Here is a 24,736-nt window from a genome sequence, read left to right as displayed (position 1 = left end):
GCGCGGGGGGGGGCGGGGGGCCGCCCCCCGTTTCACCCCCCCCCCCGGGGGTGGGGCCCCGGGGGGCCGGGGCCCGCCCCGCGGTTGCGGCAGGGGGGGGGGGGGGGTGGAGGCCCGCCGCAGGCGCCCCGCCCCACCCCGCCCCCACCCCCGTCAGACGTCCGTCGCGCGGAACGTGACCCGCCCGTCCACCGTCGTCAGCCGGACCGGGACGTCCGGCAGTTCCGTCGGCGCGGTCGTCAGGGGATCGGCTCCCAGCGCCGTGAGGTCCGCGCGGTAGCCGAGCGCGATCCGGCCCGCCTCCCGCTCCTCGCCCGCCGCGTACGCCGCCCCCGTCGTCATCCCCCGCAGCGACTCAAGCGCCGTGAGCGCCTGCTCCGGCCCGTGCGGCGCCTGCGCCAGGTCGCGGCTCGGGCGACGGTGGCGCGCCCCGGCCATCACCCCGAGCGGGGGGAACGGCGCGATCGGCCAGTCCGAGCCGAGGACGACCGTCGCCCCGGAGTCCACCAGGTCCCGGCAGCGCCACGCCCGCGACGCCCGCTCCTCGCCGAGGCGGCGGGACCAGTTGTCCGTGTGGTCCGCCCGCGTGAAGTCGCAGCAGTGCGTCGGCTGCATCGACGCCACCACACCGAGCTCCGCGAACCGCCGCAGCGTGTCATCCGGCACCGTCTCGATGTGCTCCACCCGATGACGTACCCCTGCCGCACCGGCCGACTGCGCCTTCTCGACGGAGTCGAGCACGTGCCGTACCGCCGCGTCACCGATCGCGTGCGTCGCCGTCGGCACGCCCGCCCGGTGCAGTTCCCCGATGATGTGCGTGTAGGCGGCGGGATCCGGCCAGAACGCGTGCGTCGACTCCCCGTGGCAGTCGGGCCGTTCGAGCCACGCCGTCCCGTTGTCGATCGTCCCGTCCATGAACAGCTTCACGCCCGCGACCCGCCACAGCGCGCCGCCCCTGCCCTGCTGCTCGATCAGCGCCCGCACGCCGTCCGCGTCCGTGCCCGGCTGGCACCACGGCGCCACCCGCAGGCGCAGTGGCAGCTCACCGGCCGCGTCCAGCTCCTCGTACAGCGCGAGGCTCTCGCCGTTCGCGTCCATCGCGTGCCCGCCGGTGAGCCCGGCCGCCGCCATCCCGCGCAGCGCCGCCGCGAGCCCCTCCCGGCGCTCCTCGGGCGTCGGCTTCGGCGCGATCCGCTCGACGAGCTCGCAGGCCGCGTCTTCCAGGAGCAGGCCCGTCGGCCGCCCGTCCGCGTCGCAGACGACCTCCGCCGACGCCTGCGCGAACGTCCGCGGTCCGTCGATCCCGGCCAGTTCGAGCGCCCGGCGGCTCGCCAGCGCCGAGTGCGCGTCGAAGAGCAGCAGGAACGCCGGCACCCCGTCGAGTACGGAGTCGAACGGCGCGGTGCCCACCGGCCGGTCCCCGAACACGTTCGGGTCGAGCCCCCATGCGAACAGCCACTCCCCGCGCCGGAGGCGGCGCACCTCCCGGGCCAGCGCCTCTCGTACGTCCTCGACGTCCGCGCAGCCCGACAGGTCGAGACCGGCGCTCAGCTCGGCGCCGGAGACGGGGTGGAGGTGACCGTCGACGAGACCGGGGGTCACGACGGCGCCCTTGAGGTCGACGACCGTCGTGCCGGGACCGGCGAGCGCGCGGATCTCGGCGTCGTCACCGAGGGCGGCGATCCGGCCCTCTTCGGACACGGCGAGCGCGGTATACGGCAGGAACGCTCCCGTGTCGGGGTCGAGCAGACGGGCGGAGAGCAGGACGAGACGGGTGCGCACGAGGGCTCCAAGGGAGGGTTGAGCAGGCAGGAAGCCGGAGGGTCGGACAGGGGGCTTGGGGTACGGGACAGGGAGAGAGGGTTCTAGGCCGGTTCGACCGACGGGTCGGGCGTCTCCGTCGCCTCCGGTATCGACGGCGGTTCCACCCCCGTCAGCGCCCCGTCCGCCAGCCCCAGCACCCGTTCCGCCATGGTCACCGCCATTCGTCTGACCGACTCCGGCCGGTTGCTGTGGTCCGTGTTCGCGTGGACGCCGAGGCCGTCGAGGACCACGAGGATGTGGATGCCGGCCGCGCGCGGGTCGTCCGTGCGGAACTCGCCCCGTGCGACGCCCTCGCGGATGAGGTCCTCCAGGCGGTCGTCGTTGGTTCGTTCCTGTTCGGCGACGCGGTCGCGGAGGACGGGGCGGTAGCGGCTGAGGTGCCGTGCGTTGATCCAGAGACGGCTGATGTCGTCGTACGCGTCGCCCTCCGAGAGGGCGAAGTAGCGCGCGAGGTACTGGGTCGGCGTGCCGTGCGGGCGTTCCGCCGGGAGCAGGGTGTCGAGCTCGCCGGTCGCGGCGACGCCGAACGCCTCGGCGACGAGTTCCTCCGCCGAGGGGAAGTAGTGGCTGATCAGGCCGGGCCTGACGGCGAGCTCGTCGGCGATCCGCCGGAGGGTCACGCATTCGAGCCCTTCGGTGAGGGCGACCCGGGCCGCGGCCTCCACGATCTCGGCCCGCCGGGCCTCGGGGGATTTCCGAACTCGCTTGCGCTCAACGCTTGACGACATGTGGCGGATGCTATTGAGTGTGCGACCAATAAGCAACCAGGTGGGCACGGCGGTCGGCGACCGGACACCTGAGGGGCATCAACCGCACCCGGATCCCGCACCGGAACCCGCACCCGGAGGGCCGCATGGCTTCCACGATTCCCGACCCCCTGCCGCATTCCAGAGGACCCGAGCCCACAGAGGGCCCGCACACCACCCCTTCGGCCTCCGACAAGGCCCTCGCCGCCGACCGGCCCACCCGCGTCGAGGCCCACGGCATCGACCACATCCCCGACAGCGAGCGCCACGGGCACCCCCGCGAGCTCTTCTCCGTCTGGGCCGCCGCCAACGTCAACTACCTCAGCCTGGTCATCGGCGGCGCCCTCGTGCTCATGGGCCTCACCCTCTGGCAGGCCGTGGCCGTGATCGTCATCGGCAACCTGTTCTGGGTGTTCACCGGTCTGCTCGCCACCTCGGGCCCGGCCGCCGGAGCCCCCAGCGAGGTGATCACCCGGGCTCTCTACGGCGTCCTCGGCAACCGCGTGAACAACGCGATCGGCGGCTGGCTCGTCTCCGTCTGCTACTTCGCGCTCAACCTGGCCGCCGCCGCGACCGCCGCCTTCGCGCTCGTCGAGAAGACCGGCATCAGCGCGACCACCCCGGTCAAGGTCGCCGTGATCGTCGTGATCGCCGCGCTCACCCTCGTCATCAGCGTCTACGGGCACGGCCTGATCATCAAGCTGTACCTGCCGATCACCCTCGCCCTCGGCGGCGTCTTCACCGTCGTCGCGCTCTTCGTCATGAAGCACGCCGACTTCGCGTACGCCCCCGCCGAACGCCTCACCGGCATCGACCTCTGGGCCGTCCTCATCGCGGGCACCACGATGATCGCGTCGGGCCCGCTCTCGTACACGACGAGCGCCGACTTCTCCCGCTACCTGCCCCGCACGGCCTCGAAGAAGGCGATCACCGGCTGGACCGCCTTCGGCGCCTTCCTGCCCAGCGTCATCGTCTGCTCGCTCGGCGCCTTCGCCGCGACCGCCGTCGACATGACCGACCCGCAGAGCGCCCTCCAGACCATCCTGCCCGGCTGGTTCACCCCGTTCTTCCTGCTCGCGCTCGTCCTCGGCACGATCTCCCTCAACGCCCTGACCGCGTACAGCGCCGGACTCGCCCTCCAGGCCGTCGGCCTGCGCATCCGCCGTACCGTCAGCGTCCTCTTCGACGGCGCCGTCGCCGTGGCCCTCACCCTCTACGGCCTGTTCGTCTCGAACTTCCTCGACACCGTCAGCAACGCGCTCCAGGTGATCGTGGTCCTGACCGGCCCCCTCATGGCCGTCTACGCCACCGACATCGTCCTGCGCCGCTGCCGCTACGACGGCCGCGCGCTCTCCGACGAGACCCCCGGCGGCCCCTTCTGGTACACCGGCGGCGTCAACCTCGCCGGCGCCCTCGCCCTCCTCACGGGCACCGCCTCGGCCGCCCTCTGCGCCAACACCCTCTACACGGGACCGATCGCCACCGCCCTCGACGGCGTCGACCTCTCCCTCCCCGTCGGCATGACGGTCGCCGCGACCCTCTACGCCCTCCTCATGCGCCGCGACCCCACCGTCCGCGCCGCCGCCGAAGCCGCGAAGGAGGCGGCGTGAACGCCCCGCGCACGGTCCTCCGGATCGCCGGGGACTCCCCGAGGAAGCGAGGCGAGGACCGCGGCCGCCAGGCCCGCGAGGGGATCCGGTGTGCCTGGGGCGTGTACGAGGAGCTCTTCGCGACCGTCGCGGCGGCGAACGGCCGGGACCCGGACCCCGCCCACGTGTCCCGCCTCGCCCTCCGTACCGTCGAGGCCACCCGCGCCTGGGCGCCCGACCTCGTCGAGGAGATGGAGGGGGTCGCCGAGGGGGCCGGGGTGCCGTTCACCACGATCGCCGCGCTCAACGCCCGTACCGAGATCCTCGCCGAGGCCGGAGCGCCCCGGGCGGGGGAGTGCTCCACGCTCGTCGACACCGCTGCGGGGCCCGCCCTCGGCGGCCAGTGCTGGGACTGGCACGAGGAACTCGCCGACGCCTGGCACCCGCAGACCGTCGGCGGCGACCTCCGGGCCTTCGCCGGCATCACGGAGCACGGCATCCTCGCGAAGATCGGCGTCAACGACGCGGGCGTGGGCGTCCTCTTCAACATCCTCGGCCACACCGACGACGCCGCCACCGGTGTCCCGGTCCACCTCGTGGCCCGTCAGGTGCTCGGCACGGCCGGGTCGTTCGCGGAGGCCGTCGGCATCCTCACCGGCGCGCCCGTCTCGGCGTCCACCGTGATCACCGTGGTGACGGCGGACCGCGCCGCCTCCGTCGAGCTCGCCCCCGGCGGCTCGGCGGTCGTCGCCCCCGACGAGCGGGGGCGGCTCGTCCGCACGAACCACTTCCTGGACCCCGCCCTCGCCGCCGGCGAACTGCGCGGGCGCCGGGAGCCGGAGACGTACGACCGGCACCGCCTCCTGACGGCCCGGGTCGGCGCGCGGTCGGCCGCGGCGGGACCGTTCGACCCGGAGGCGCTCGCCGGACTGCTCGCCGCCCACCAGGAGGACGGCGCCGAGGTGTGCTGTCACGCCCCGGCCGACGGGAGGCTCGGCAGCCGGTGGGCGACGCTCGCCACCGTCGCCGTCGACCCGGCGGCGCGGAGCCTGGCGGTCCACGACGGGGGGCCGTGCTCGGCGACCCCGTCGACCTGGACCCGCCTCACGCCTCCGTCGACCCGGGCCCGCCTCACGCCTCCGTCGACCCGGACCCGCCTCGCGCCCCCGTCATAGGAGACGCGCCGCCGCCCCGACGAGACCGCGCATCACGCGCGGGTCCTCGCCCATCTCCGGGTGCCACTGCACCCCGAGGACCCAGGCCGGGGCGGCCAGTTCGACCGCCTCCACCGTGCCGTCCTCCGCGTGCGCCGTGGCCGCGAGCCCCGCGCCGAGCCGGTCCACGGCCTGGTGGTGGTAGGTCGGCACCTCGGCGAGTTCGGGAACGAGGTCCGCGTACAGGCTCCCCGGCACCGGCTTCACCGCGTGCCGCCCGAAGACCCCGGCGGCGCCCCCGGTGTGCCCGTCGAGGTGCTGGACCAGCGTCCCGCCGAGGGCCACGTTCAGGAGCTGCATCCCCCGGCAGATGCCGAGGAGGGGGGTGCCGGAGGCGATCGCCGCATCGATCAGGGCCAGCTCCCAGGAGTCCCGCGCCCTGGCCGGCGGGCCGGTACGCGGGTCGGTCTCGGCCCCGTACCGTACGGGCTCCACGTCCGCGCCGCCCGCGACGACGAGACCGTCGAGCCGCGCCACGACCTCCGCGGCGGCCGACGGCTCGTCGGGCGGCAGCATCACGGCGAGCCCCCCGGCCTCCCGGACGAGACGCGGGTACTGCGCGGGGAGCAGCGCGGCCTCGGTGTCCCACACGCCCCAACGCGCCTGGTCCAGATAGGTCGTCACGCCGATCAGCGGCTTGGACACGCGATGCCTCCCCAAGAGCCCATCCAATGGATTACGGCCATACCTTTACGTCGGGAGGCGGGCCGCGCGCAAGTCCCCGCCCGCACCCGGGTGACCCGCCGCACCGGCCCCCGCCTCAGGCCAGGAAGCCCCTCAGCAGCGCCGCCGTCCCCGCGCAGTGCTCCCGCATCACCTCGCGCGCCGCGTCCGCGTCCCCGTCGAGGACCGCCTCCGCGAGCGCCGTGTGCTGGTGCTGGGAGTGCTCCAGATTCCGTACGAGGAGCGGGATGCAGTCCAGGAGTTCGTTCACCGTCGCGCGGACGGCGGCGTACTGCGCGGTCAGCGTCGGCGATCCCGAGAGCTCGGCCAGCGTGAGGTGGAGCAGGGTGTCCTGGCGGCGGTAGTCGGCCAGCGGCGCGTCGTGGGTCGCCGTCACCGCGGCCCGCAGCCGCTCCGTCCCGGCGGCGTCGAGCCCGTGCGCCGCGCACAGCCCGGCCGCGCCGACCTCCAGGACCTCCCGGAAGCGCAGGGTGTCCTCCACGTCGACCGAGGCGATCCGGCGCCGCAGTTCGTCCTCGTCGGCCCGCTGCGCGCGGGCCAGCACGAACGTCCCGCCGTACCGGCCGCGCCTGCTCTCCACCAGCCCCTGGTCCTGGAGGACCTTGAGGACCTCGCGCAGCGTCACCCGGCTGACGCCGAGCCGCTCGGCGAGCTCCCGCTCGGCCGGCAGCCGCTCCCCGCCCGGTACGAGGCCGAGCCGTATGACCCGGAGGATCTGCTCCAGGGCCTCCTCGAAGCCGTTGCCCGCCCGCACCGGCCGCAGCACGGGCGTCAACCGGTCGGCCGTTCCGGCCGGTTCGGTCGGTTCGACCGGTTCACTCGTACGGGACATGTTCGCGCTTTCCTTCCCTGATCGCTTCCCAAGCAATGGTCCTCCGCAATACCTTAGGGCTTCCGGCAGGCCGAAAGAGGAGCAATCCCGTGGCAGACCGCACACCCCCGCTCACCGTCGAGGAGCTGCGCGCCCTCGTCACGAGCGGAGAGATCGACACCGTCGTCCTGGCCTTCCCCGACATGCAGGGACGACTCCAGGGCAAGCGGTTCGCGGCCCCCTTCTTCGTGGACGAGGTCCTCGCCCACGGCACCGAGGGCTGCAACTACCTCCTCGCCGTCGACACCGAGATGAACACGGTCGACGGATACGAGATGTCCTCCTGGGAGCGCGGCTACGGCGACTTCGCCATGCACCCCGACCTCACCACCCTCCGCCGCGTTCCCTGGAACGAGGGCACCGCCATGGTGACCGCCGACCTCGCCTGGGGCGACGGCGCCCCCGTCGTCGCGGCCCCGCGCCAGATCCTCCGCCGCCAGCTGGAGCGCCTCGCCGAACTCGGGCTCACCGCCCACGTCGGCACCGAGCTGGAGTTCATCGTCTTCAAGGACACCTACGAGCGGGCCTGGGACGCCGGCTACCGCGGCCTCACCCCCGCCAACCAGTACAACGTCGACTACTCCGTCCTCGGCTCCGCCCGCGTCGAACCCCTCCTGCGCCGCATCCGCAACGAGATGACCGGCGCCGGACTCACCGTCGAGTCCGCCAAGGGCGAGTGCAACCCCGGTCAGCACGAGATCGCCTTCAAGTACGACGAGGCCCTCGTCACCTGCGACCAGCACGCCGTCTACAAGACCGGTGCCAAGGAGATCGCCGCCCAGGAGGGCTGCTCGCTCACCTTCATGGCGAAGTACAACGAGCGCGAGGGCAACTCCTGCCACATCCACCTCTCCCTCCAGGACGCGGACGGGCGGAACGTGATGGCGGGCGACGACGCGCACGGAATGTCCGAGACCATGCGCCACTTCCTCGCCGGACAGCTCGCCGCCCTCCGCGACTTCTCCCTCCTCTACGCGCCCAACATCAACTCGTACAAGCGGTTCCAGCCCGGCTCCTTCGCCCCCACCGCCGTCGCCTGGGGCCACGACAACCGCACCTGCGCGCTGCGGATCGTCGGCCACGGCCGCTCCACCCGCTTCGAGAACCGCGTCCCCGGCGGCGACGTCAACCCCTACCTCGCCGTCGCGGGCCTGATCGCCGCGGGTCTGCACGGGATCGAGCAGCGCCTCGAACTCCCGCCGCCCTGCACCGGGAACGCCTACACCGGCGACTACGCGCACGTCCCCACGACCCTCCGCGAGGCCGCCGAGCTCTGGGAGACCAGCGAGATCGCCAAGGCCGCCTTCGGGGCGGAGGTCGTCGCCCACTACCGGAACATGGCCCGCGTCGAGCTCGCCGCCTTCGAGGCCGCCGTCACCGACTGGGAACTGCGCCGCTCCTTCGAACGCCACTGAACCGCCCCGAACCGCCTCCGAGAGGAACGAGTTGCTCCAGGTACTGAACCCGGCGACGGAGGAGCTGGTCGCCACCGTCCCCGCCGCCACCCCCGCCGACGTCGACGCCGCCGTGGCACGGGCCGCCGCCGCGCAGCGCGGCTGGGCCACCGCGGCCCCCGCCGACCGGGCCCGGATCCTCCGCCGCTTCGCCTCCGTCGTCGACGCGCACGTCGAGGAGCTCGCCCTCCTGGAGGTCCGCGAGGCCGGCCACACGATCGGCAACGCCCGCTGGGAGGCCGGGAACGTCCGCGACCTGCTCGACTTCGCCGCCGGGGGAGTCGAGCGCCTGAACGGCCGCCAGATCCCGGTGGCCGGCGGCCTCGACGTCACGATCCTCGAACCCCTCGGGGTCGTCGGCGTCATCGCCCCCTGGAACTTCCCCCTGCCGATCGCCGCCTGGGCCACCGCCCCCGCCCTCGCCGCGGGCAACGCCGTCGTGCTCAAGCCCGCCGAGACCACCCCGCTCACCGCCCTGCGCCTCGCCGAACTGGCCCTCGAAGCCGGCCTCCCCGAGGGCCTCTTCCAGGTCCTCCCGGGCACCGGCCCCGTCGCGGGCAACGCCCTCGTCGAACACCCCGGCGTCGCGAAGATCGTCTTCACCGGCTCCACCCGCGTCGGCAAGGCGATCATGGCCAAGTGCGCCGACCAGGTGAAGCGGCTCACCCTCGAACTCGGCGGCAAGAGCCCCAACATCGTCTTCGCCGACGCCGACCTCGAAGCGGCGGCCGCCGCGGCTCCGATGTCCTTCCTCGACAACAGCGGCCAGGACTGTTGCGCCCGCACGCGGATCCTCGTCCAGCGGAGCGCGTACGACCGCTTCCTCGGACTCCTCGCCCCGGCGATCGAGGAGATCGTCGTCGGCGACCCGCTCGACGAGCGCACCCAGATGGGCCCGCTCATCTCCCGCGCACAGCTCGACCGCGTCCGCGCGTACGTCCCCGAGGGCCTCCCCGCCCTCCGCGGCAAGGCCCCCGAAGGCCCCGGCTTCTGGTTCCCCCCGACCGTCCTCACCGACGTGCCCGAGGACGCCCCCTGCGCCGTCGAGGAGATCTTCGGCCCCGTCGCCGTCGTCCTCCCCTTCGAGGACGAGGCCGACGCGATCCGCCTCGCCAACGCCACCGAGTACGGCCTCTCCGGCTCGATCTGGACCCGGGACGTCGGCCGCGCCCTGCGCGCCGCCCGTTCCGTCCGCGCCGGCAACCTCTCCGTCAACTCCCACTCCAGCGTCCGCTACTGGACCCCGTTCGGCGGCTTCCGCCAGTCGGGCCTCGGCCGCGAGCTCGGCCCCGACGCCCTCACCGCTTTCACCGAGACCAAGAACGTCTTCATCAGCACGGAGGCCTGAGCACCCATGACCAGCACCAGCACCAGCACCGATGAGAACATCTGCCGCCGCCTCGTCGGCCGCACCGCCGTCATCACCGGCGCCGGCAGCGGCATCGGCCTCGCCACCGCCCGCCGGCTCGCCTCCGAGGGCGCGAACGTCGTCTGCGGCGACATCGACGAGCGGGCCGGGAAGGCCGCCGCCGAGGAGGTCGGCGGCACCTTCGTCCGCGTCGACGTCACCGACCCGGACGAGGTCGAGGCGCTCTTCCGCACCGCCTTCGAGACGTACGGCTCCGTGGACATCGCCTTCAACAACGCCGGCATCTCGCCGCCGGACGACGACTCCATCCTGGAGACCGGCCTGGAGGCCTGGAAGCGCGTCCAGGACGTCAACCTGACCTCGGTCTACCTCTGCTGCAAGGCCGCCCTGCCGTACATGCGCCGCCAGGGCAAGGGCTCGATCATCAACACGGCCTCGTTCGTCGCCCTCATGGGCGCGGCCACCAGCCAGATCTCGTACACCGCCTCCAAGGGCGGCGTCCTCGCCATGTCCCGCGAGCTCGGCGTCCAGTTCGCCCGCGAGGGCATCCGCGTCAACGCGCTCTGCCCGGGCCCGGTCAACACGCCGCTGCTCCAGGAGCTCTTCGCCAAGGACCCGGAGCGGGCCGCGCGCCGCCTCGTCCACATCCCGGTGGGCCGCTTCGCCGAGGCCGAGGAGATCGCCGCCGCCGTCGCCTTCCTGGCGAGCGACGACTCCTCGTTCGTGAACGCGGCGGACTTCGTCGTGGACGGCGGGATCTCGGGCGCGTACGTGACCCCGCTGTAGGCCTCCGAGGGGCTAGAGGAAGGTCCGCCCCTCACCCCGGTACGTGGGCACGGTCGCCGTGACGCGATCGCCCTCGACGAGGTGCAGATTCTCGAACCGCTCGCACAGCTCACCGGCCTTCGCGTGCCGGAACCACACCTTGTCGCCGATCCGCAGGTCGTCGGCGGGGGAGCCGAGCAGCGGGGTCTGCACCTCGCCGGGCCCCTCCTGGGGGTCGTACCGCAGCCCCTCCGGCAGGTACGGGACGGGCAGCCGGTCGGCACCGGCGGCACCGGAGGCGGGGTACCCGCCGCCGAGGACCGTCACGACCCCCACACCCGGGCGCCGGACCACCGGCTGCGCGAAGAGCGCGGCCGGGCGGCCGGTGAACGAGGTGTAGTTGTCGAAGAGCCGCGGCACGAAGAGGCCCGACCCGGCCGCGATCTCGGTCACGGCGTCCTCGGCGGCCGTGTGCTGCACGCTGCCGGTGCCGCCGCCGTTCACGAACTCCAGCTCCGGAGCGACCGTCCGTACGGCCCTGACGACGGCCGCGCGGCGCTCGGCCAGCTCACGGCGGGCGGCGGCCTGCATCAGCCGGATCGCGCGCGAACGCAGCGGACGGCCGGCGACCGCGTCGCCGACACCGGCGACATGACCCTCGTACGCCATGATCCCGACGAGCCGGAAGCCCGGCCGCCGCACCACGGAACGGGCCAGCTCGGCCAGCTCGGCGGGCTCGCGCAGCGGGGAGCGGCGCGCCCCGACCCGTATCCGGCCACCGAGCAGCCGGAGCGAGGTGTCCAGCTCCAGACAGATCCGGATCTCCTCGGTCCCACCGGCACGGGCGGCGTCGATCAGCTCCAGCTGCGCCACGTCGTCGACCATCACGGTCACGGCGGCGGCGAGCTTCGGGTCCCGCGCGAGCTCGGCGAAGCCGGAGCGGTCGGCCGACGGATAGGCGAGGAGCACGTCCTCGAACCCGGCCCGGGCCAGCCACAGCGACTCGTCGAGCGTGAACGACATGATCCCGGCGAACCCCTCCCGCGCGAGCACGCGCTCCAGGAGGGCCCGGCACCGCACCGACTTGCTCGCGACCCGGATCGGCTTGCCGCCGGCCCGGCGGACGAGATCCGCGGCGTTGTCGTCGAACGCCTGGAGATCGACGATGGCCACGGGGGCGTCGAGGTGGGCGGTGGCGCGGTCGTAACGGGCCCGGTCAGCGGCGCGGGGAGTCATGGCCCGAGCTTGCCAGACAGGTATACGCGTGGGTAGCCCCCGAGGCGTGTCCGCCCGGGTCCCGTGACGCGGAGAACAGCCCGTAGAGTGACGGGCATTGTCGACACGAGCGGGGGAACGGGGATGACCGCGGAACACCCACGCCCCGGGTCCCGCATCACGGACGCGCTCCTGCCCCCGGCCCACCGCCCCCAGCAGCCGCCCACGCCCCCCACGACACCACCACGCCCCGGGACGGCGCCCGCCCCCGAGCCCGCCCGCCCGGCACCGCCGCTGCCCGGCACCGCGCCGATGGCGTCCGGCACGCCTGCGCTGCCCGGCCCCCAGGCCGTCCGTCCGGCGGTGCCGTCCTCCGGTGCCGTGGGGCCGGCGTCCTCGGCGCGGCCTCCCGTCGCCCGGCCCGCCGGGGTCGGTGCTTCGGCGCTTCGCGGTGCGGGCTCGGCCGGAGGGCCGGAGGCCGGGGGTGCGCGCGCCGTGACGCCCCCGTTCGCCGGGGACGGCGGACGCGCCGCCGCCGGGTCGGGAGCCGAGCCGGGCGCGGCCGAGACCACCGCACAGCTCCGAGTGATCCGGGCGCCCTCGGGCGCACCCGGGATCGCCCGCCCCGCGGCCGAGGGGTTCGCGCCGCCCGCATCCGGACGCGAGCGCCGTACCGCGCGGACGTTCGCCGTCACCGCCTGCGTCGTCCTCGGCGTCGGACTCATCGGCGGGGCGCTCGCCGGGATGTGGCTGACGTCCGCCGAGCCCGAGAAGCCCGCCGAGCCGCCGGGGTACACCGAGGCGATGGACCTCTGGCACAACGCGCCGGTCGACACCCTCTTCCCCCGTACCCTCGCCGGTCCCGACGCCGGCCCCGGGGCCTCCGGCCGCACCTGGACGCGGATCGTCGTGGCCCCGGACGCCCCCTGTGCGCCCGCTGCCCTGGCCCCGGGCCTGCGCGCCGCCGTGACCCCGCTCGGCTGCGAGCGCGTCCTGCGGGCCACGTACACCGACGCCACCGCCAGCAGCGTGATCACCGTCGGGATCGTGTTCACCCGCGCCGACGCCGCCACGCAGGCCACCCTCGGCGCGGGACTGACCGGTCGTCTCGGCGCGGACGTTCCCCCGGCCCTCGCCGGCCCGGGCACCGTCGCCGCCCGGTTCGGGGCGGGCCAGCGCGCGAGCTGGTGGCTGAACGCCCCCGCCGACCTGCCGGTCGTCGTCACCGCCGTCTCCGGCTTCGCCGACGGCCGGGTCGTCGACCGCCCGCAGCCCGCCGACCGGGCCATGGCGGCCGGCCGTACCGACGCCGTCGCCCAGTCCGGCCTGGGCCACGAGGCCAGGGGCATCACCGAGCGCCTGGCGGCGCTGCTCCGCAAGACCGCCACTGCCGCGGCGAAGGAGAAGGAGACCGCCCGGTGACCCGCCCCGCCCGCCTCTCCCGACCCGGCCGCCCGGGCCGCTCCCTCCGCGCGCCCGCCGCCGTCCTCCTCGCCACCGCCTTCTCCGTCCTGCCCGCCACCACCGCCCCCGCCCACGCCGACACCATCCGTGACCGCCAGTGGGGCCTGGAGGCCCTGCACACGGCGGAGGCCTGGCGTACGACGAAGGGCGAGGGCGTCACGGTCGCCGTCCTCGACACCGGCGTCGACGCCGACCACCCGGACCTCGCCGGTTCCGTCCTCCCCGGCAAGGACCTCATCGGCTTCGGCGCCGGGACGGGAGACCGCGCCTGGGCCCGGCACGGCACCGCCATGGCGGGGATCATCGCCGGGCACGGCCACGGCCCCGACGACGCGAGCGGTGTCCTCGGCATCGCCCCGGGCGCCCGCGTCCTCCCCGTACGCGTCATCCTCGAAGGCACCGACAAGGCCCGCGACAAGGCCCGCAAGACCCGCGGCACCGCCCTCGCCCAGGGCATCCGCTGGGCCGCCGACCACGGCGCCGACGTCATCAACCTCTCCCTCGGCGACGACTCCAAGTCCGCCCACCCCGACGAGGGCGAGGACGCCGCCGTCCAGTACGCCCTCGCGAAGGGCGTCTCCGTCGTCGCGTCCGCGGGCAACGGCGGCGAGAAGGGCGACCACATCTCCTACCCGGCCGCCTACCCCGGCGTCATCGCCGTCACCGCCGTCGACCGCTACGGCACCCACGCCTCCTTCTCCACCCGCCGCTGGTACGCCACCGTGAGCGCCCCCGGAGTCGACATCGCCATCGCCGACCCCGACCGCAAGTACTACGAGGGCTGGGGCACCAGCGCCGCCGCCGCGTTCGTCTCCGGCGCCGTCGCCCTCGTCCGCTCCGCCCACCCCGACCTCACCCCGGCGCAGGTCAAGCGACTCCTCGTCGACACCGCGCGGAACCGCCCGAAGGGCGGCCGCAGCGACGCCAAGGGGTACGGGACGGTCGACCCGGCCGCCGCGATCGAGGCCGGGGCGGAGCTCAAGGGCGGCGATCCGAAGAACGCCACCTCCGGCTACCGGGGCCAGTACTTCGGCCAGGGCCCCACCGTGCCCGTCGAGGAGAGCCGCCCCCTGGACCTGCTCGCCCCCGCCGCGGGCGCCCTCGGCGCGCTTTTCCTGCTGGCCGCCCTCGCCCTCCACCGCGCCCGGCGCGCCCGCTGACGACCCGACGGGCAGGGCACTCCCCACCGCCCGTTAGGCTCGACGCGTGGCGCTCAAGAACATCCCGGACCCCGGTTTCTCCGAAGACGACGGCACCGCCGACCCGCGGCTCACCGCGGCCCTCGCGGCCTGGGCGGAGGACAGAACCGCGCACGGACCGGTCCTCGAAGCCCTCAAGGACGCCCGGCTGCTCGTCCCCGTCGTCGCCGTCCTCGGCGAGGTCGAGATCGACCCGGTGACCGGGCTCAAGCAGGAGAAGACCAGCGACATGGCGGTCCCCACCCTGACCGCCGGCGACCGGCGCGCCCTGCCGGCCTTCACCTCGATCGCCTCGCTGGCGCTCTGGGACCCGGCGGCCCGCCCCGTGGCCGTCCCGCTCCACCAGGCCCTCGCGGCCCTCGTCCACGAGAAGGCCGACACCCTCGTCCTCGACATGGCGGGACCCGTTCCGTACCAGGTGACCGGTTCCGCGCTGCTCGCCCTCGCCGAGGGCCGGTCCAGCGCCGACCCGCTCGACGACCCGGCGGTCCGGGACGCGGTACGGGCGGCCGTCGCCGCCGAGCCGGCCGTCCTGCGCGCCCACCTGGGCCCCGGCACCGCCGACGGCACCCTCGCCCTGGTCCTCGCCGGGGACGCCGCCCCGGCGGAGGCCGCCCAGCGCGTGGCCCGCGCCCTGGCCGCCGACGAAACACTGAGGGCCCGCCTGGTGCGGGGCCTCGACCTGGCACTGCTGCCGGCCTCGGCCACCCCTCCGGGCGAGCCCTTCTACGTAAAGCCCTAGCTTTTCCGGCGACTAGCCGTACACGGGTCCCGTGTACTTCTCGCCCGGACCCTGACCCGGCTCGTCCGGGATCAGGGAGGCCTCGCGGAAGGCGAGCTGGAGGGACTTCAGGCCGTCCCGCAGGGGAGCGGCGTGGAAGGAGGAGACCTCCGTCGCGCCGGCGTCGAGCAGACCCGCGAGGGCGTGCACGAGCTTGCGGGCCTCGTCGAGGTCCTTGTGCTTGTCGCCGTCCTCCGTGAGCCCGAGCTTCACCGCGGCGGCGCTCATCAGGTTCACGGCGACCGTCACGATCACCTCGACGGCGGGGACCTCCGCGATGTCACGGGTCATGGCGTCGAAGTCGGGGTTCTCGGGGGAGTCCGCGGACTCGTTCTGGGGCGTCTCGCTCATGCCTCACACGATAAGCCGATCGGCGCGTCTCCCTGTCGCCGCCGTCCCCATTCGCGTATGGGGGGCGAATCCTGTTAACCTGTGACCAACGACCGGCCGGGCATCTGTGTGTCCGGCCCACAAGTGGAGGCTCCGTACTCCCACCTGACCACCCTACGGGTGGCGGGTCACCGGTCAGGTGGCGACCATCGTTCCGTACGGACGATGGAGCCGCCCGATGTGCGCCCCGCGGTTGACCGCGGCGGTGCTCCGGTATTTCCGTGGAGCCCCGCCTGTGTCCCGTCCGGGGCTTTTCTGCTTTCCGGCGCGGTTGGTCTCAGTGAACAAACGTTGCGCGTCCGTCCGCCAGGCGGTCGCGTAGTGCTACCGAGGAGGATCCATCAGCGCCGAGCCCCGCATCAACGACAGGATTCGCGTTCCCGAGGTGCGACTTGTCGGACCCAGCGGCGAGCAGGTCGGGATTGTTCCGCTTGCCAAGGCCCTGGAGCTCGCACAGGAGTACGACCTCGACCTTGTCGAGGTCGCGGCGAACGCCCGTCCGCCCGTGTGCAAGCTCATGGACTACGGGAAGTTCAAGTACGAGTCGGCCATGAAGGCCCGTGAGGCGCGCAAGAACCAGGCGCACACGGTCATCAAGGAGATGAAGCTCCGGCCGAAGATCGACCCGCACGACTACGACACCAAGAAGGGTCACGTCGTCCGGTTCCTCAAGCAGGGCGACAAGGTCAAGATCACGATCATGTTCCGTGGTCGTGAGCAGTCCCGCCCCGAGCTTGGTTTCCGGCTGCTTCAGCGGCTGGCGTCGGACGTCGAGGAGCTTGGCTTCATCGAGTCCAACCCGAAGCAGGACGGCCGGAACATGATCATGGTTCTCGGCCCGCACAAGAAGAAGACCGAGGCCATGGCCGAGGCTCGCGAGGCGCAGGCCGCCCGCAAGGCCGAGCGCCAGGGTGTCGCCTCCGACGAGGCCGCCGAGGCCCCCGAGGCCGCGGCCGCCGAGGTCGAGGCCCCCGAGGCTCCGGCCGAGACCCCCGAGGCGTGACCCGACGGGCTGCCATCCAGGCAGCCCCGGGACCCGCCCGGAACCACCAAACGAAGAACTGACGCTCCCGGAAGTCCGGTGTCCGCACCGGACGGGAGCGCCACTGACGAGGAGATACGGCGCGATGCCGAAGAACAAGACGCACTCCGGTGCCAAGAAGCGCTTCAAGGTCACCGGCTCCGGCAAGATCCTGCGCGAGCGCGCCGGCAAGCGCCACCTGCTCGAGCACAAGTCGTCCAAGCTGACGCGTCGCCTCACCGGCAACGCCGAGATGGCCCCCGGCGACAGCGCCAAGATCAAGAAGATGCTGGGCATCTGATTTTGATCTCGCGCCCTCGGCTGACGAGGGCATCCGGCTGAGAACCGGGATCCATTCGTTTTTCGGGTCGTGTGAGGACCACCACGACCCCGCTACAAGGAGTTAAAAGTGGCACGCGTCAAGCGGGCAGTCAACGCCCACAAGAAGCGCCGGGCGATTCTCGAGGCGGCCTCCGGCTACCGCGGTCAGCGTTCGCGCCTGTACCGCAAGGCCAAGGAGCAGGTCACCCACTCGCTGGTCTACAACTACAACGACCGCAAGAAGCGCAAGGGCGACTTCCGTCAGCTGTGGATCCAGCGCATCAACGCCGCTGCCCGCCAGAACGGCATGACGTACAACCGCCTCATCCAGGGTCTGAAGGCCGCCAACATCGAGGTGGACCGCAAGATCCTCGCCGAGCTGGCCGTCAACGACATCAACGCGTTCGCCGCACTGGTCGAGGTCGCGCAGAAGGCCCTCCCGGCCGACGTCAACGCCCCGAAGGCCGCCGCCTGATCTTCCAGGCCGCAAGTCTTCTGCCCGGACCCGCAGGCGCGTGCGCCTGCGGGTCCGGGTGCGTCCGCCCCCGAAGCGCCCCCGACGCCGCCGTCCCCCTCGATAGAGAGAACCGCCGCACCTCATGGTCACCCCCGAGCTGATCTCCCCGCGTTCGCCGCGTGTCGTCGCCGCCCGGCGGCTCGCCAAGCGCAACTTCCGGGGCAAGGACCGCCTCTTCATCGCCGAGGGCCCGCAGGCCGTGCGCGAGGCCGTCGAGCACCGCGGGGCCGGGGGAGAGCCCACCCTCGTCGAGCTCTTCACCACCGTCGAGGCCGCCGAGCGGTACGCCCCGATCATCGAGGCCGCCCTCGCCTCCGGCGCCCGGGTCCACCACGCCTCCGACGCCGTCCTCGCCGAGGTCTCGCAGACCGTCACCCCGCAGGGCATCGTCGGCGTCTGCCGCTTCCTGGACTCGCCGTTCGAGGAGATCGTCGCGGCGAAGCCGAAGCTGGTCGCCGTCCTCGCCCACGTCCGCGACCCCGGGAACGCCGGGACCGTGCTGCGCTGCGCCGACGCGGCCGGAGCCGACGCCGTCGTCCTCACCGACGCCTCCGTCGACCTCTACAACCCCAAGTCGGTCCGCGCCTCCGTCGGCTCCCTCTTCCACCTGCCGGTCGCCGTCGGCGTCCCCGTGGAGCAGGCCGTCGCCGGGCTCAAGGCCGCGGGCGTACGGATCCTCGCCGCCGACGGGGCGGGCGAGGACGACCTGGACGACGAGCTGGACGCCGGCACCATGGGCGGCCCCACCGCCTGGGTCTTCGGCAACGAGGCCTGGGGGCTCCCCGAGGAGACCAGGGCGCTCGCCGACGCCGTCGTCCGCGTACCCATCCACGGCAAGGCCGAGAGCCTCAACCTCGCCACCGCGGCCGCCGTCTGCCTGTACGCCTCCGCCCGCGCCCAGCGGCCCCGAACCTCCGGCTGAACGGCCCATTCCGGCGCCGCCGCCCAGTAGAGTGACCCACTCGGGGGCCCACTGCGCTACACGGAGGGGTGGGGTACGGGGATGACGCTCGGCACGGACAGTCCCGCACAGGCACGGAGCACCGCCCCGGACCGGCCGGACGACTTCGCCGGGGTCCACCCCGACGACCTGCCCGACGGTCTCGTCATCGCCGACGAGACCGGCAGGGTCGTCTGCTTCAACGCCGCCGCCAGCCGCATCACCGCCGTTCCCGGCGACCGCGCCCTCGGCCTCCCGCTCGACCAGGCCCTGCCCCTGGAAGACCTCAAGGGCAGCCGCTGGTGGCCGCTGACCGACCCGTACGGCGGACTCGCCACGCGCCGCGGACAGCCCGAACGCAACCTGCTGCTCCCCGGCGGCCGCGAGGTCCTCGTCTCCGCCCGGTACGTCCGCGAGCGCCCCACCGGACCCGTCCGGCGCGTCGTCGTCTCCCTGCGGGGCACCGAGGCCCGCCGCCGCACCGAGCGCAGCCACGCCGAGCTCATCGCCACCGTCGCCCACGAACTGCGCTCCCCGCTGACCTCCGTCAAGGGCTTCACCAAGACGCTGCTCGACAAGTGGGAGCGGTTCAACGACGAGCAGAAGCGGCTCATGCTGGAGACCGTCGACGCCGACGCCGGCCGCATCAAACGGCTCATCGCCGAGCTCCTCGACATCTCCCGCATCGACTCGGGCCGGCTGGAGGTACGCCGCCAGCCCGTCGACCTCGCCGCCGCCGTCGGCCGCCACGTCCAGGTCCACACGACCGCCGGACAGTCCCCCGACCGGTTCTTCGTCCGGATCAGGCCGCAGCTGCCCGCGCTCTGGGCCGACCCCGACAAGATCGACCAGATCCTCGGCAACCTCCTGGAAAACGCCGTGCGCCACGGCGAGGGAACCGTCACCATCGAAGTGGCACCCACCACGGCGTGCGGCGACGGCGAAGAGGGGACGGAGGTCACCGTGAGCGACGAGGGCCCCGGCATCCCCGAGGAGTCGATGAGCCGCGTCTTCACCCGCTTCTGGCGGGGCAGCAAACGTGGCGGGACCGGCCTCGGGCTCTACATCGTCAAGGGCATCGTCGAGGCCCACGGCGGCACCATCACCGTCGGGCGCGGCCCCCGGGGCGGCGCCGAGTTCCGATTTATCCTGCCCGTCGGCACCCCGGCCCATCTCATCTGACGAGATCCACGACCCGTTTCGAACGGATCCGGAAGAGACTCAGGGATCGCCCGGCCAGCCCACGGGCTCATCACCGTCCGAGCGCCCCGTTAGACTCGACCTTTGGCACGTTTGCGCCCTTGTCGTCGAGCGGGGCCGCGCCCAGCCAGCCCAACGGAAGCACGGGAAGAGATGTCGGCACCGAATAAGTCGTACGACCCGGTCGAGGTCGAGGCCTTGAAACCGGAAGAGATCGAGCGCATGCGGGACGAGGCGATCGCCGCCTTCGCCGCCGCGGGCGACCTCGACGCGCTCGCGCACGCGAAGACCGCGCACACCGGCGGAACCTCGCCGCTGGCGCTCGCCAACCGCGAGATCGGCGCCCTGCCCCCGCAGGCCAAGGCCGCCGCCGGAAAGATCGTGGGCCAGGCCCGCGGCGCGGTCTCGAAGGCGCTCGCCGCCCGCCAGACCGAGCTGGAGGCCGAGCGGGACGCCCGCGTCCTCGTCGAGGAGGCCGTCGACGTCACGCTGCCGTACGACCGCGTCCCGGCCGGCGCCCGGCACCCGCTGACCACGCTCATGGAGCGCGTCTCCGACGTCTTCGTCTCCATGGGGTACGAGATCGCCGAGGGCCCCGAGGTCGAGGCGGAGTGGTTCAACTTCGACGCCCTCAACTTCGTCCCCGACCACCCGGCGCGCCAGACCCAGGACACCTTCTTCGTCCAGGGCACCACCGCCGACGGCAAGGTCACCACGGGCGACGAGTCCGGTGTCGTGCTCCGCACGCACACCTCGCCGGTCCAGGCCCGCACCCTCATCGACCGGGAGCCCCCGGTCTACGTGGTGTGCCCCGGCCGTGTGTACCGGACCGACGAGCTCGACGCCACGCACACCCCGGTCTTCCACCAGATCGAGCTGCTCGCCGTCGACGAGGGCCTCACCATGGCCGACCTCAAGGGCACCCTGGACCACATGGTCCAGGCGCTCTTCGGCGCGGACATGAAGACCCGGCTCCGTCCGAACTTCTTCCCGTTCACCGAGCCGTCCGCCGAGATGGACATGCTCTGCTACGTCTGCCGCGGCGAGTCCGTCGGCAACCCCGACCGCCCCTGCCGCACCTGCGGCAGCGAGGGCTGGATCGAGCTCGGCGGCTGCGGCATGGTCAACCCGAAGGTGCTCATCGCCTGCGGCGTGGACCCCGAGAAGTACAGCGGATTCGCCTTCGGGTTCGGCATCGAGCGGATGCTGATGTTCCGCCACAACGTGGAAGACATGCGAGACATGGTCGAGGGTGACGTCCGGTTCACCCGGCCGTTCGGGATGGAGATCTGATGCGGGTCCCGCTTTCTTGGCTGCGGGAGTACGTCGACCTGCCGGCGACGGAGACCGGCCGAGACGTCCAGGCCAAGCTCATTTCGGCCGGCCTCGAGGTCGAGGCCGTCGAGAAGCTCGGTGCCGGCCTGACCGGCCCGCTGGTGGTCGGCAAGGTCCTCACCATCGAGGAGCTGACGGAGTTCAAGAAGCCCATCCGCTTCTGCACCGTCGACGTCGGCCAGGCCAACGGCACCGGCGAGCCCCAGGAGATCATCTGCGGCGCGCGGAACTTCGCCGTCGGCGACAAGGTCGTCGTGGCCCTGCCCGGCGCCGTCCTCCCCGGTGACTTCCGGATCGCCGAGCGCAAGACGTACGGCCGCGTCTCCCGCGGCATGATCTGCTCCGGCGACGAGCTGGGCATGGGCGACGACGGCACGCACGGCATCATCGTGCTCCCGCCGGAGCACGAGATCGGCATCGACGCCACCGTCCTCCTGGAGCTGTACGACGAGGTCCTCGACATCGCCGTCACCCCGGACCGCGGCTACTGCCTCTCGATGCGCGGTGTGGCCCGCGAGGCCGCCACCGCGTACGGGCTGCCCCTGCGCGACCCGGCGCTCCTCGACGTGCCCGCGCCGAACTCGTACGGCTACCCGGTCCAGATCTCCGACCCCGTCGGCTGCGACCGCTTCACCGCGCGCACCGTCGTCGGCCTGGCTCCCGAGGCCCACTCCCCGATCTGGCTCAAGCGCCGCCTCCAGAAGGCCGGCATGCGCCCGATCTCGCTCGCCGTCGACGTCACCAACTACGTGATGCTCGAACTCGGCCAGCCGCTGCACGCCTACGACCGCACCCGGCTCGACGGCCCCATCGGGGTCCGCCGCGCCGAGGCGGGCGAGAAGATCACCACCCTCGACGGTGCCGTGCGCGTCCTGGACGCCGCCGACCTCGTCATCACCGACAGCCGCGGCCCCATCGGGCTCGCCGGTGTCATGGGCGGCGCCAACACGGAGATCGCCGACCCGGTGACCGACCCCGAGACCGGTTTCGTCACCGGCACCTCCGAGGTCGTCATCGAGGCCGCGCACTTCGACGCGATCTCGATCGCGCGGACCGCCCGCCGCCACAAGCTGTCCTCCGAGGCGTCCAAGCGCTTCGAGCGCGGTGTCGACCCGCAGGCCGCCGCGGCGGCCGCGCAGCGCACGGTCGACCTGCTCGTGCTGCTCGCGGGCGGCACGGCCGAGGCCGGCGTCACCGAGGTCGCGGCCCCGTCCGCGCCCCGGACCATCGCCATGCCGGCGAACCACCCCGACAAGGTCGCGGGCATGGAGTACGGCCGCGAGACCGTCGTCCGCCGCCTCCAGGAGGTCGGCTGCGACGTCTACGGCCAGGACGAGCTCGTCGTGACCGTGCCGTCGTGGCGCCCCGACCTCTCCGAGCCGAACGACCTGGCCGAAGAGGTCATCCGCCTGGAGGGCTACGAGAACCTGCCCTCCACGCTGCCGAAGCCCCCGGCGGGCCGCGGCCTCACCGAGCGCCAGCGCACCCACCGTCGCGTGGGCCGCGCCCTGGCCGGCGCCGGGTACGTCGAGGCGCTGAACTACCCGTTCATCGGTGCCCAGGCGCTCGACCAGCTCGGCCTCGACGCGGACGACGACCGCCGTCGGGTCGTGACCCTGGTCAACCCGCTCTCCGACGAGGAGCCCTCGCTCCGTACGACGCTGCTCCCCGGTCTGTTCGGCGCGCTCCGTCGCAACGACAGCCGCGGCAGCCACGACCTGGCGCTCTTCGAGACCGGTCTGGTCTTCCGTCCCGAGGGCGAGCCGGGCGTCGCCGTGCGGCTGCCCGCCGACGGCCGTCCGTCCGACGAGCAGATCGCCGGGCTCGACGCGGTCCTGCCCCGGCAGCCGCGCCACGCCGCCGTCGTCCTCACCGGTGCCCGCGAGCAGGCCGGCTGGTGGGGCAAGGGCCGTCCGTCCGACTGGGCGGACGCGATCGAGGCCGGCCGGACCATTGCCGCGGAGGCCGGTGTCGAGCTGCTGATCGACGCCGACCAGCACGCCCCGTGGCACCCGGGCCGCTGCGCCGCGTTCCACGTCGTGATCGACGGCGAGAAGGTCCTCGTCGGCCACGCCGGCGAGCTCCACCCGCGCGTCGTCAAGGCGTACGGCCTCCCGGCCCGCACCTGCGCGATGGAGCTGGACCTGGACCTCCTGGAGCAGGCGAACCAGGGCGCCGTGAAGGCCCCCCGGATCTCCACCTTCCCGGTCGCCACCCAGGACGTGGCCCTGGTCGTCGACAAGGACGTCCCGGCCGCCATGGTCGAGTACTACCTGGCCGGCGGGGCGGGTGAACTCCTGGAGTCCGTCCGGCTCTTCGACGTCTACACCGGCGACCAGGTCGGCGAGGGCAAGAAGTCCCTGGCGTACGCGCTGAAGTTCCGCGCCACGGACCGCACCCTGACGGTCGACGAGGCCACCGCGGCCCGCGACGCGGCCGTCGCCCTGGCCACCGAGCACACGGGCGCCGTCCTGCGCGGCGCCTGACCAGGCCGCCGACACCGGCACCACAGGAGGGCCGCCCCGGGATCCGTCCCGGGGCGGCCCTCCGCCGTTTCCGGCACTCGCGGTGCGGGGGCGCCCTCCCCGAACCGTCCAGCCTGCCGATCGGGTAGGCCGGTGTGGCAGCATCGCCCTACCGGCAGAAGTCCGCGTGCCGGAGAAGTGCTCATGGGGGGAGCGACGACATGCCGCGCGTAGCGATTCAACCGTCCTACGGGAATCCGATCGCGAGACGCCACTGGGAGGACACACTCGATCAAAACGTCGTCTTCGGGTCGGGTTCTCGCCGGGACACTCTGAAGCCTGGCGAGTATGAGGAGCTCATGAGGCTTCATGGGTCCGGCGAGGCACGGTTCTGGGGTGCTACCTCGGTACAGGACGAGAAGGTGTCCCGACTCCGCACGGGCGACGTGGTCCTGTTCACGGGAAAGAAGAGGGTGCGAGGGATCGGAGAAGTGGGGTTCGTCTTCAGGAACGCCGATTTCGCTGACAGCATGTGGAGCCGCGACCCGCTGAAGGGCAGCTGGCTGAACGTCTACAGCCTTATCGCGTTCCGGCCGACGGACATCCCGTACGAGGAGATCTGGGATCTTCCCAGCTTCAACCACGGGGACAACTTCATGGGATTGCGGGTGCTTGAGGGAACCAAGGCCGAGGAGATCCTCGAAGGCCTCGGGATCGGCACCGTCACGGAGTTCCGCCGCAAGCTCGCGAAGGACGCGGAGGTGGCGCGGGCCATCGCGCGACGCACGAGTGTCGTGCCGGTGGAGGGCGTGCACACGTCGTCCACGGTGTACGTGCGGGAGGAGCGACAGATAGAGCTCCGGCGCACCGAAGCCCTTCTGGTCACCGAGTACAGGGCGACGTTGGAGGGGCTGCAGATCGATCGACTGCGGACGCCGTCCGGCATGACCGATCTCCACGTCGTGAGCGGGGACGGCACGGAGGTCATCGAGGCCAAGAGCGGTAGCGGTCACGAGTACGTGCGACTGGCGTTGGGACAGCTCCTGGACTACGCGCCGCACAGCCCGCAGCCGCCGGAACGGCTGAGCGGGCTCTTTCCCGAACGGCCCGCTGATCAGGACGTCGCACTGCTGCACCGCTACGGCATCGATTGCCTGTACCGCCGCGCGCCGAACGAGTTCGAACGGCTCGCAGCTCCTAGGGACACGCGGGAGCACATGCGGAAGGCATGGACGGGGTGACACCGGTCGACTGAGGCGGAGACCTCCTCGGACGGGGGAGCGGTTGTCATGCCGACCGTGCGGCGACCAGAGGGGCACACGCTTGCGGGTGCCCCTCTGGTGTACGCCTGGCGGAGCCCTGGCGAACGGCG

General features: G+C 73.0%; 22 protein-coding genes. 16 read left to right on the top strand and 6 right to left on the bottom strand.

Annotated features, from left to right (window positions below):
- Positions 1-153: 153 nt before the first annotated feature.
- Entirely contained in the window at positions 154-1,782 is a 1,629-nt protein-coding gene (locus tag ACFC0Z_RS26135; protein WP_376442483.1) for an amidohydrolase, read from the bottom strand.
- 83 nt (positions 1,783-1,865) lie between these two features.
- Positions 1,866-2,552 (bottom strand): TetR/AcrR family transcriptional regulator, encoded by a 687-nt coding sequence (locus ACFC0Z_RS26130; RefSeq protein ID WP_376442480.1) that lies wholly within the window; start codon positions 2,550-2,552, stop codon positions 1,866-1,868.
- 125 nt (positions 2,553-2,677) lie between these two features.
- On the opposite strand from ACFC0Z_RS26130, the gene ACFC0Z_RS26125 reads away from it, so the two are divergent.
- Together ACFC0Z_RS26125 and ACFC0Z_RS26120 are read left to right on the top strand one after the other, a co-directional pair.
- Complete coding sequence (locus ACFC0Z_RS26125) at positions 2,678-4,180, top strand: purine-cytosine permease family protein (RefSeq protein ID WP_376442477.1); 1,503 nt, start codon at positions 2,678-2,680, stop codon at positions 4,178-4,180.
- Entirely contained in the window at positions 4,177-5,334 is a 1,158-nt protein-coding gene (locus tag ACFC0Z_RS26120) for a C45 family autoproteolytic acyltransferase/hydolase (RefSeq protein ID WP_376442474.1), read from the top strand. Before ACFC0Z_RS26125 ends, ACFC0Z_RS26120 begins: the two co-directional genes overlap by 4 nt.
- Here ACFC0Z_RS26120 and ACFC0Z_RS26115 read toward each other — a convergent pair.
- Positions 5,329-6,018, bottom strand: coding sequence for a gamma-glutamyl-gamma-aminobutyrate hydrolase family protein (locus ACFC0Z_RS26115; protein ID WP_376442470.1), 690 nt, complete (start codon positions 6,016-6,018; stop codon positions 5,329-5,331). The genes ACFC0Z_RS26120 and ACFC0Z_RS26115 overlap by 6 nt on opposite strands.
- 115 nt (positions 6,019-6,133) lie before the next feature.
- Entirely contained in the window at positions 6,134-6,889 is a 756-nt protein-coding gene (locus tag ACFC0Z_RS26110; protein ID WP_376442468.1) for a FadR/GntR family transcriptional regulator, read from the bottom strand.
- Positions 6,890-6,978: 89 nt separating this feature from the next.
- Between ACFC0Z_RS26110 and ACFC0Z_RS26105 the strand changes: the two genes are divergently transcribed.
- The 3 genes from ACFC0Z_RS26105 to ACFC0Z_RS26095 are packed head-to-tail and all read left to right on the top strand — an operon-like array spanning position 6,979 to position 10,537.
- A complete protein-coding gene (locus ACFC0Z_RS26105; protein ID WP_376442465.1) occupies positions 6,979-8,343 on the top strand; it encodes a glutamine synthetase family protein in 1,365 nt (454 codons plus the stop codon).
- A 31-nt stretch (positions 8,344-8,374) separates the two neighbouring features.
- Positions 8,375-9,730 (top strand): aldehyde dehydrogenase family protein, encoded by a 1,356-nt coding sequence (locus ACFC0Z_RS26100; protein WP_376442462.1) that lies wholly within the window; start codon positions 8,375-8,377, stop codon positions 9,728-9,730.
- A gap of 6 nt (positions 9,731-9,736) precedes the next feature.
- Positions 9,737-10,537, top strand: a complete 801-nt coding sequence (locus tag ACFC0Z_RS26095) for a 3-oxoacyl-ACP reductase (RefSeq protein WP_376442460.1) — start codon at positions 9,737-9,739, stop codon at positions 10,535-10,537.
- Positions 10,538-10,549: 12 nt separating this feature from the next.
- Here the strand turns inward: ACFC0Z_RS26095 and ACFC0Z_RS26090 are convergent, their stop codons facing one another.
- Positions 10,550-11,752, bottom strand: a complete 1,203-nt coding sequence (locus tag ACFC0Z_RS26090; protein ID WP_376442458.1) for an amino acid deaminase/aldolase — start codon at positions 11,750-11,752, stop codon at positions 10,550-10,552.
- A 123-nt stretch (positions 11,753-11,875) separates the two neighbouring features.
- Here ACFC0Z_RS26090 and ACFC0Z_RS26085 point away from each other — a divergent pair, with 123 nt between their 5' ends.
- The 3 genes from ACFC0Z_RS26085 to ACFC0Z_RS26075 are packed head-to-tail and all read left to right on the top strand — an operon-like array spanning position 11,876 to position 15,136.
- Positions 11,876-13,153: a hypothetical protein gene (locus ACFC0Z_RS26085; protein WP_376442455.1), complete on the top strand. Its 1,278-nt coding sequence runs from the start codon at positions 11,876-11,878 to the stop codon at positions 13,151-13,153.
- The gene (gene mycP / locus ACFC0Z_RS26080; protein ID WP_376442452.1) at positions 13,150-14,355 is read left to right on the top strand and encodes a type VII secretion-associated serine protease mycosin; all 1,206 of its coding nucleotides are present in this window, start codon (positions 13,150-13,152) and stop codon (positions 14,353-14,355) included. The genes ACFC0Z_RS26085 and mycP overlap by 4 nt, the downstream gene beginning before the upstream one ends.
- Before the next feature lie 46 nt (positions 14,356-14,401).
- Positions 14,402-15,136, top strand: coding sequence for an SseB family protein (locus ACFC0Z_RS26075; RefSeq protein ID WP_376442449.1), 735 nt, complete (start codon positions 14,402-14,404; stop codon positions 15,134-15,136).
- A 12-nt stretch (positions 15,137-15,148) separates the two neighbouring features.
- Here the strand turns inward: ACFC0Z_RS26075 and ACFC0Z_RS26070 are convergent, their stop codons facing one another.
- Positions 15,149-15,526 carry a DUF1844 domain-containing protein gene (locus tag ACFC0Z_RS26070; RefSeq protein ID WP_360810741.1) on the bottom strand — a complete coding sequence of 126 codons (378 nt, stop codon included), beginning with the start codon at positions 15,524-15,526 and terminating at the stop codon, positions 15,149-15,151.
- Positions 15,527-15,905: 379 nt separating this feature from the next.
- On the opposite strand from ACFC0Z_RS26070, the gene infC reads away from it, so the two are divergent.
- From infC to ACFC0Z_RS26030, 8 genes are all read left to right on the top strand, one after another.
- Entirely contained in the window at positions 15,906-16,568 is a 663-nt protein-coding gene (gene infC, locus ACFC0Z_RS26065) for a translation initiation factor IF-3 (protein ID WP_376442517.1), read from the top strand.
- Between the two features lie 124 nt (positions 16,569-16,692).
- Positions 16,693-16,887 (top strand): 50S ribosomal protein L35, encoded by a 195-nt coding sequence (gene rpmI, locus ACFC0Z_RS26060; protein ID WP_041128339.1) that lies wholly within the window; start codon positions 16,693-16,695, stop codon positions 16,885-16,887.
- 108 nt (positions 16,888-16,995) lie between these two features.
- Complete coding sequence (rplT, locus tag ACFC0Z_RS26055) at positions 16,996-17,382, top strand: 50S ribosomal protein L20 (protein WP_017241732.1); 387 nt, start codon at positions 16,996-16,998, stop codon at positions 17,380-17,382.
- A 124-nt stretch (positions 17,383-17,506) separates the two neighbouring features.
- Positions 17,507-18,346 carry a TrmH family RNA methyltransferase gene (locus tag ACFC0Z_RS26050; RefSeq protein ID WP_376442445.1) on the top strand — a complete coding sequence of 280 codons (840 nt, stop codon included), beginning with the start codon at positions 17,507-17,509 and terminating at the stop codon, positions 18,344-18,346.
- A gap of 81 nt (positions 18,347-18,427) precedes the next feature.
- A complete protein-coding gene (locus ACFC0Z_RS26045) occupies positions 18,428-19,546 on the top strand; it encodes an ATP-binding protein (RefSeq protein ID WP_376442442.1) in 1,119 nt (372 codons plus the stop codon).
- A 171-nt stretch (positions 19,547-19,717) separates the two neighbouring features.
- Entirely contained in the window at positions 19,718-20,857 is a 1,140-nt protein-coding gene (gene pheS / locus ACFC0Z_RS26040; protein ID WP_376442439.1) for a phenylalanine--tRNA ligase subunit alpha, read from the top strand.
- Positions 20,857-23,385 carry a phenylalanine--tRNA ligase subunit beta gene (gene pheT, locus ACFC0Z_RS26035; RefSeq protein ID WP_376442436.1) on the top strand — a complete coding sequence of 843 codons (2,529 nt, stop codon included), beginning with the start codon at positions 20,857-20,859 and terminating at the stop codon, positions 23,383-23,385. The genes pheS and pheT overlap by 1 nt, the downstream gene beginning before the upstream one ends.
- A 200-nt stretch (positions 23,386-23,585) precedes the next feature.
- Positions 23,586-24,605 carry a hypothetical protein gene (locus ACFC0Z_RS26030; RefSeq protein ID WP_376442434.1) on the top strand — a complete coding sequence of 340 codons (1,020 nt, stop codon included), beginning with the start codon at positions 23,586-23,588 and terminating at the stop codon, positions 24,603-24,605.
- Positions 24,606-24,736: the final 131 nt, after the last annotated feature.

This window comes from Streptomyces sp. NPDC056144, from assembly GCF_042264145.1.
Classification (GTDB): domain Bacteria; phylum Actinomycetota; class Actinomycetes; order Streptomycetales; family Streptomycetaceae; genus Streptomyces.
The sequence above is the reverse complement of the archived record's forward strand: the minus strand, read 5'-3'. Positions and strand labels throughout refer to the sequence as shown.

Coding starts and splice junctions, on each gene's coding strand:
- ACFC0Z_RS26130 (WP_376442480.1), bottom strand. CDS start 2,552: ATGTCGTCAAGCGTTGAGCGCAAGCGAGTTCGGAAATCCCCCGAGGCC.
- ACFC0Z_RS26125 (WP_376442477.1), top strand. CDS start 2,678: ATGGCTTCCACGATTCCCGACCCCCTGCCGCATTCCAGAGGACCCGAG.
- ACFC0Z_RS26110 (WP_376442468.1), bottom strand. CDS start 6,889: ATGTCCCGTACGAGTGAACCGGTCGAACCGACCGAACCGGCCGGAACG.
- ACFC0Z_RS26095 (WP_376442460.1), top strand. CDS start 9,737: ATGACCAGCACCAGCACCAGCACCGATGAGAACATCTGCCGCCGCCTC.
- ACFC0Z_RS26090 (WP_376442458.1), bottom strand. CDS start 11,752: ATGACTCCCCGCGCCGCTGACCGGGCCCGTTACGACCGCGCCACCGCC.
- ACFC0Z_RS26085 (WP_376442455.1), top strand. CDS start 11,876: ATGACCGCGGAACACCCACGCCCCGGGTCCCGCATCACGGACGCGCTC.
- ACFC0Z_RS26070 (WP_360810741.1), bottom strand. CDS start 15,526: ATGAGCGAGACGCCCCAGAACGAGTCCGCGGACTCCCCCGAGAACCCC.
- rpmI (WP_041128339.1), top strand. CDS start 16,693: ATGCCGAAGAACAAGACGCACTCCGGTGCCAAGAAGCGCTTCAAGGTC.
- ACFC0Z_RS26050 (WP_376442445.1), top strand. CDS start 17,507: ATGGTCACCCCCGAGCTGATCTCCCCGCGTTCGCCGCGTGTCGTCGCC.
- ACFC0Z_RS26045 (WP_376442442.1), top strand. CDS start 18,428: ATGACGCTCGGCACGGACAGTCCCGCACAGGCACGGAGCACCGCCCCG.
- pheS (WP_376442439.1), top strand. CDS start 19,718: ATGTCGGCACCGAATAAGTCGTACGACCCGGTCGAGGTCGAGGCCTTG.
- pheT (WP_376442436.1), top strand. CDS start 20,857: ATGCGGGTCCCGCTTTCTTGGCTGCGGGAGTACGTCGACCTGCCGGCG.
- ACFC0Z_RS26030 (WP_376442434.1), top strand. CDS start 23,586: ATGCCGCGCGTAGCGATTCAACCGTCCTACGGGAATCCGATCGCGAGA.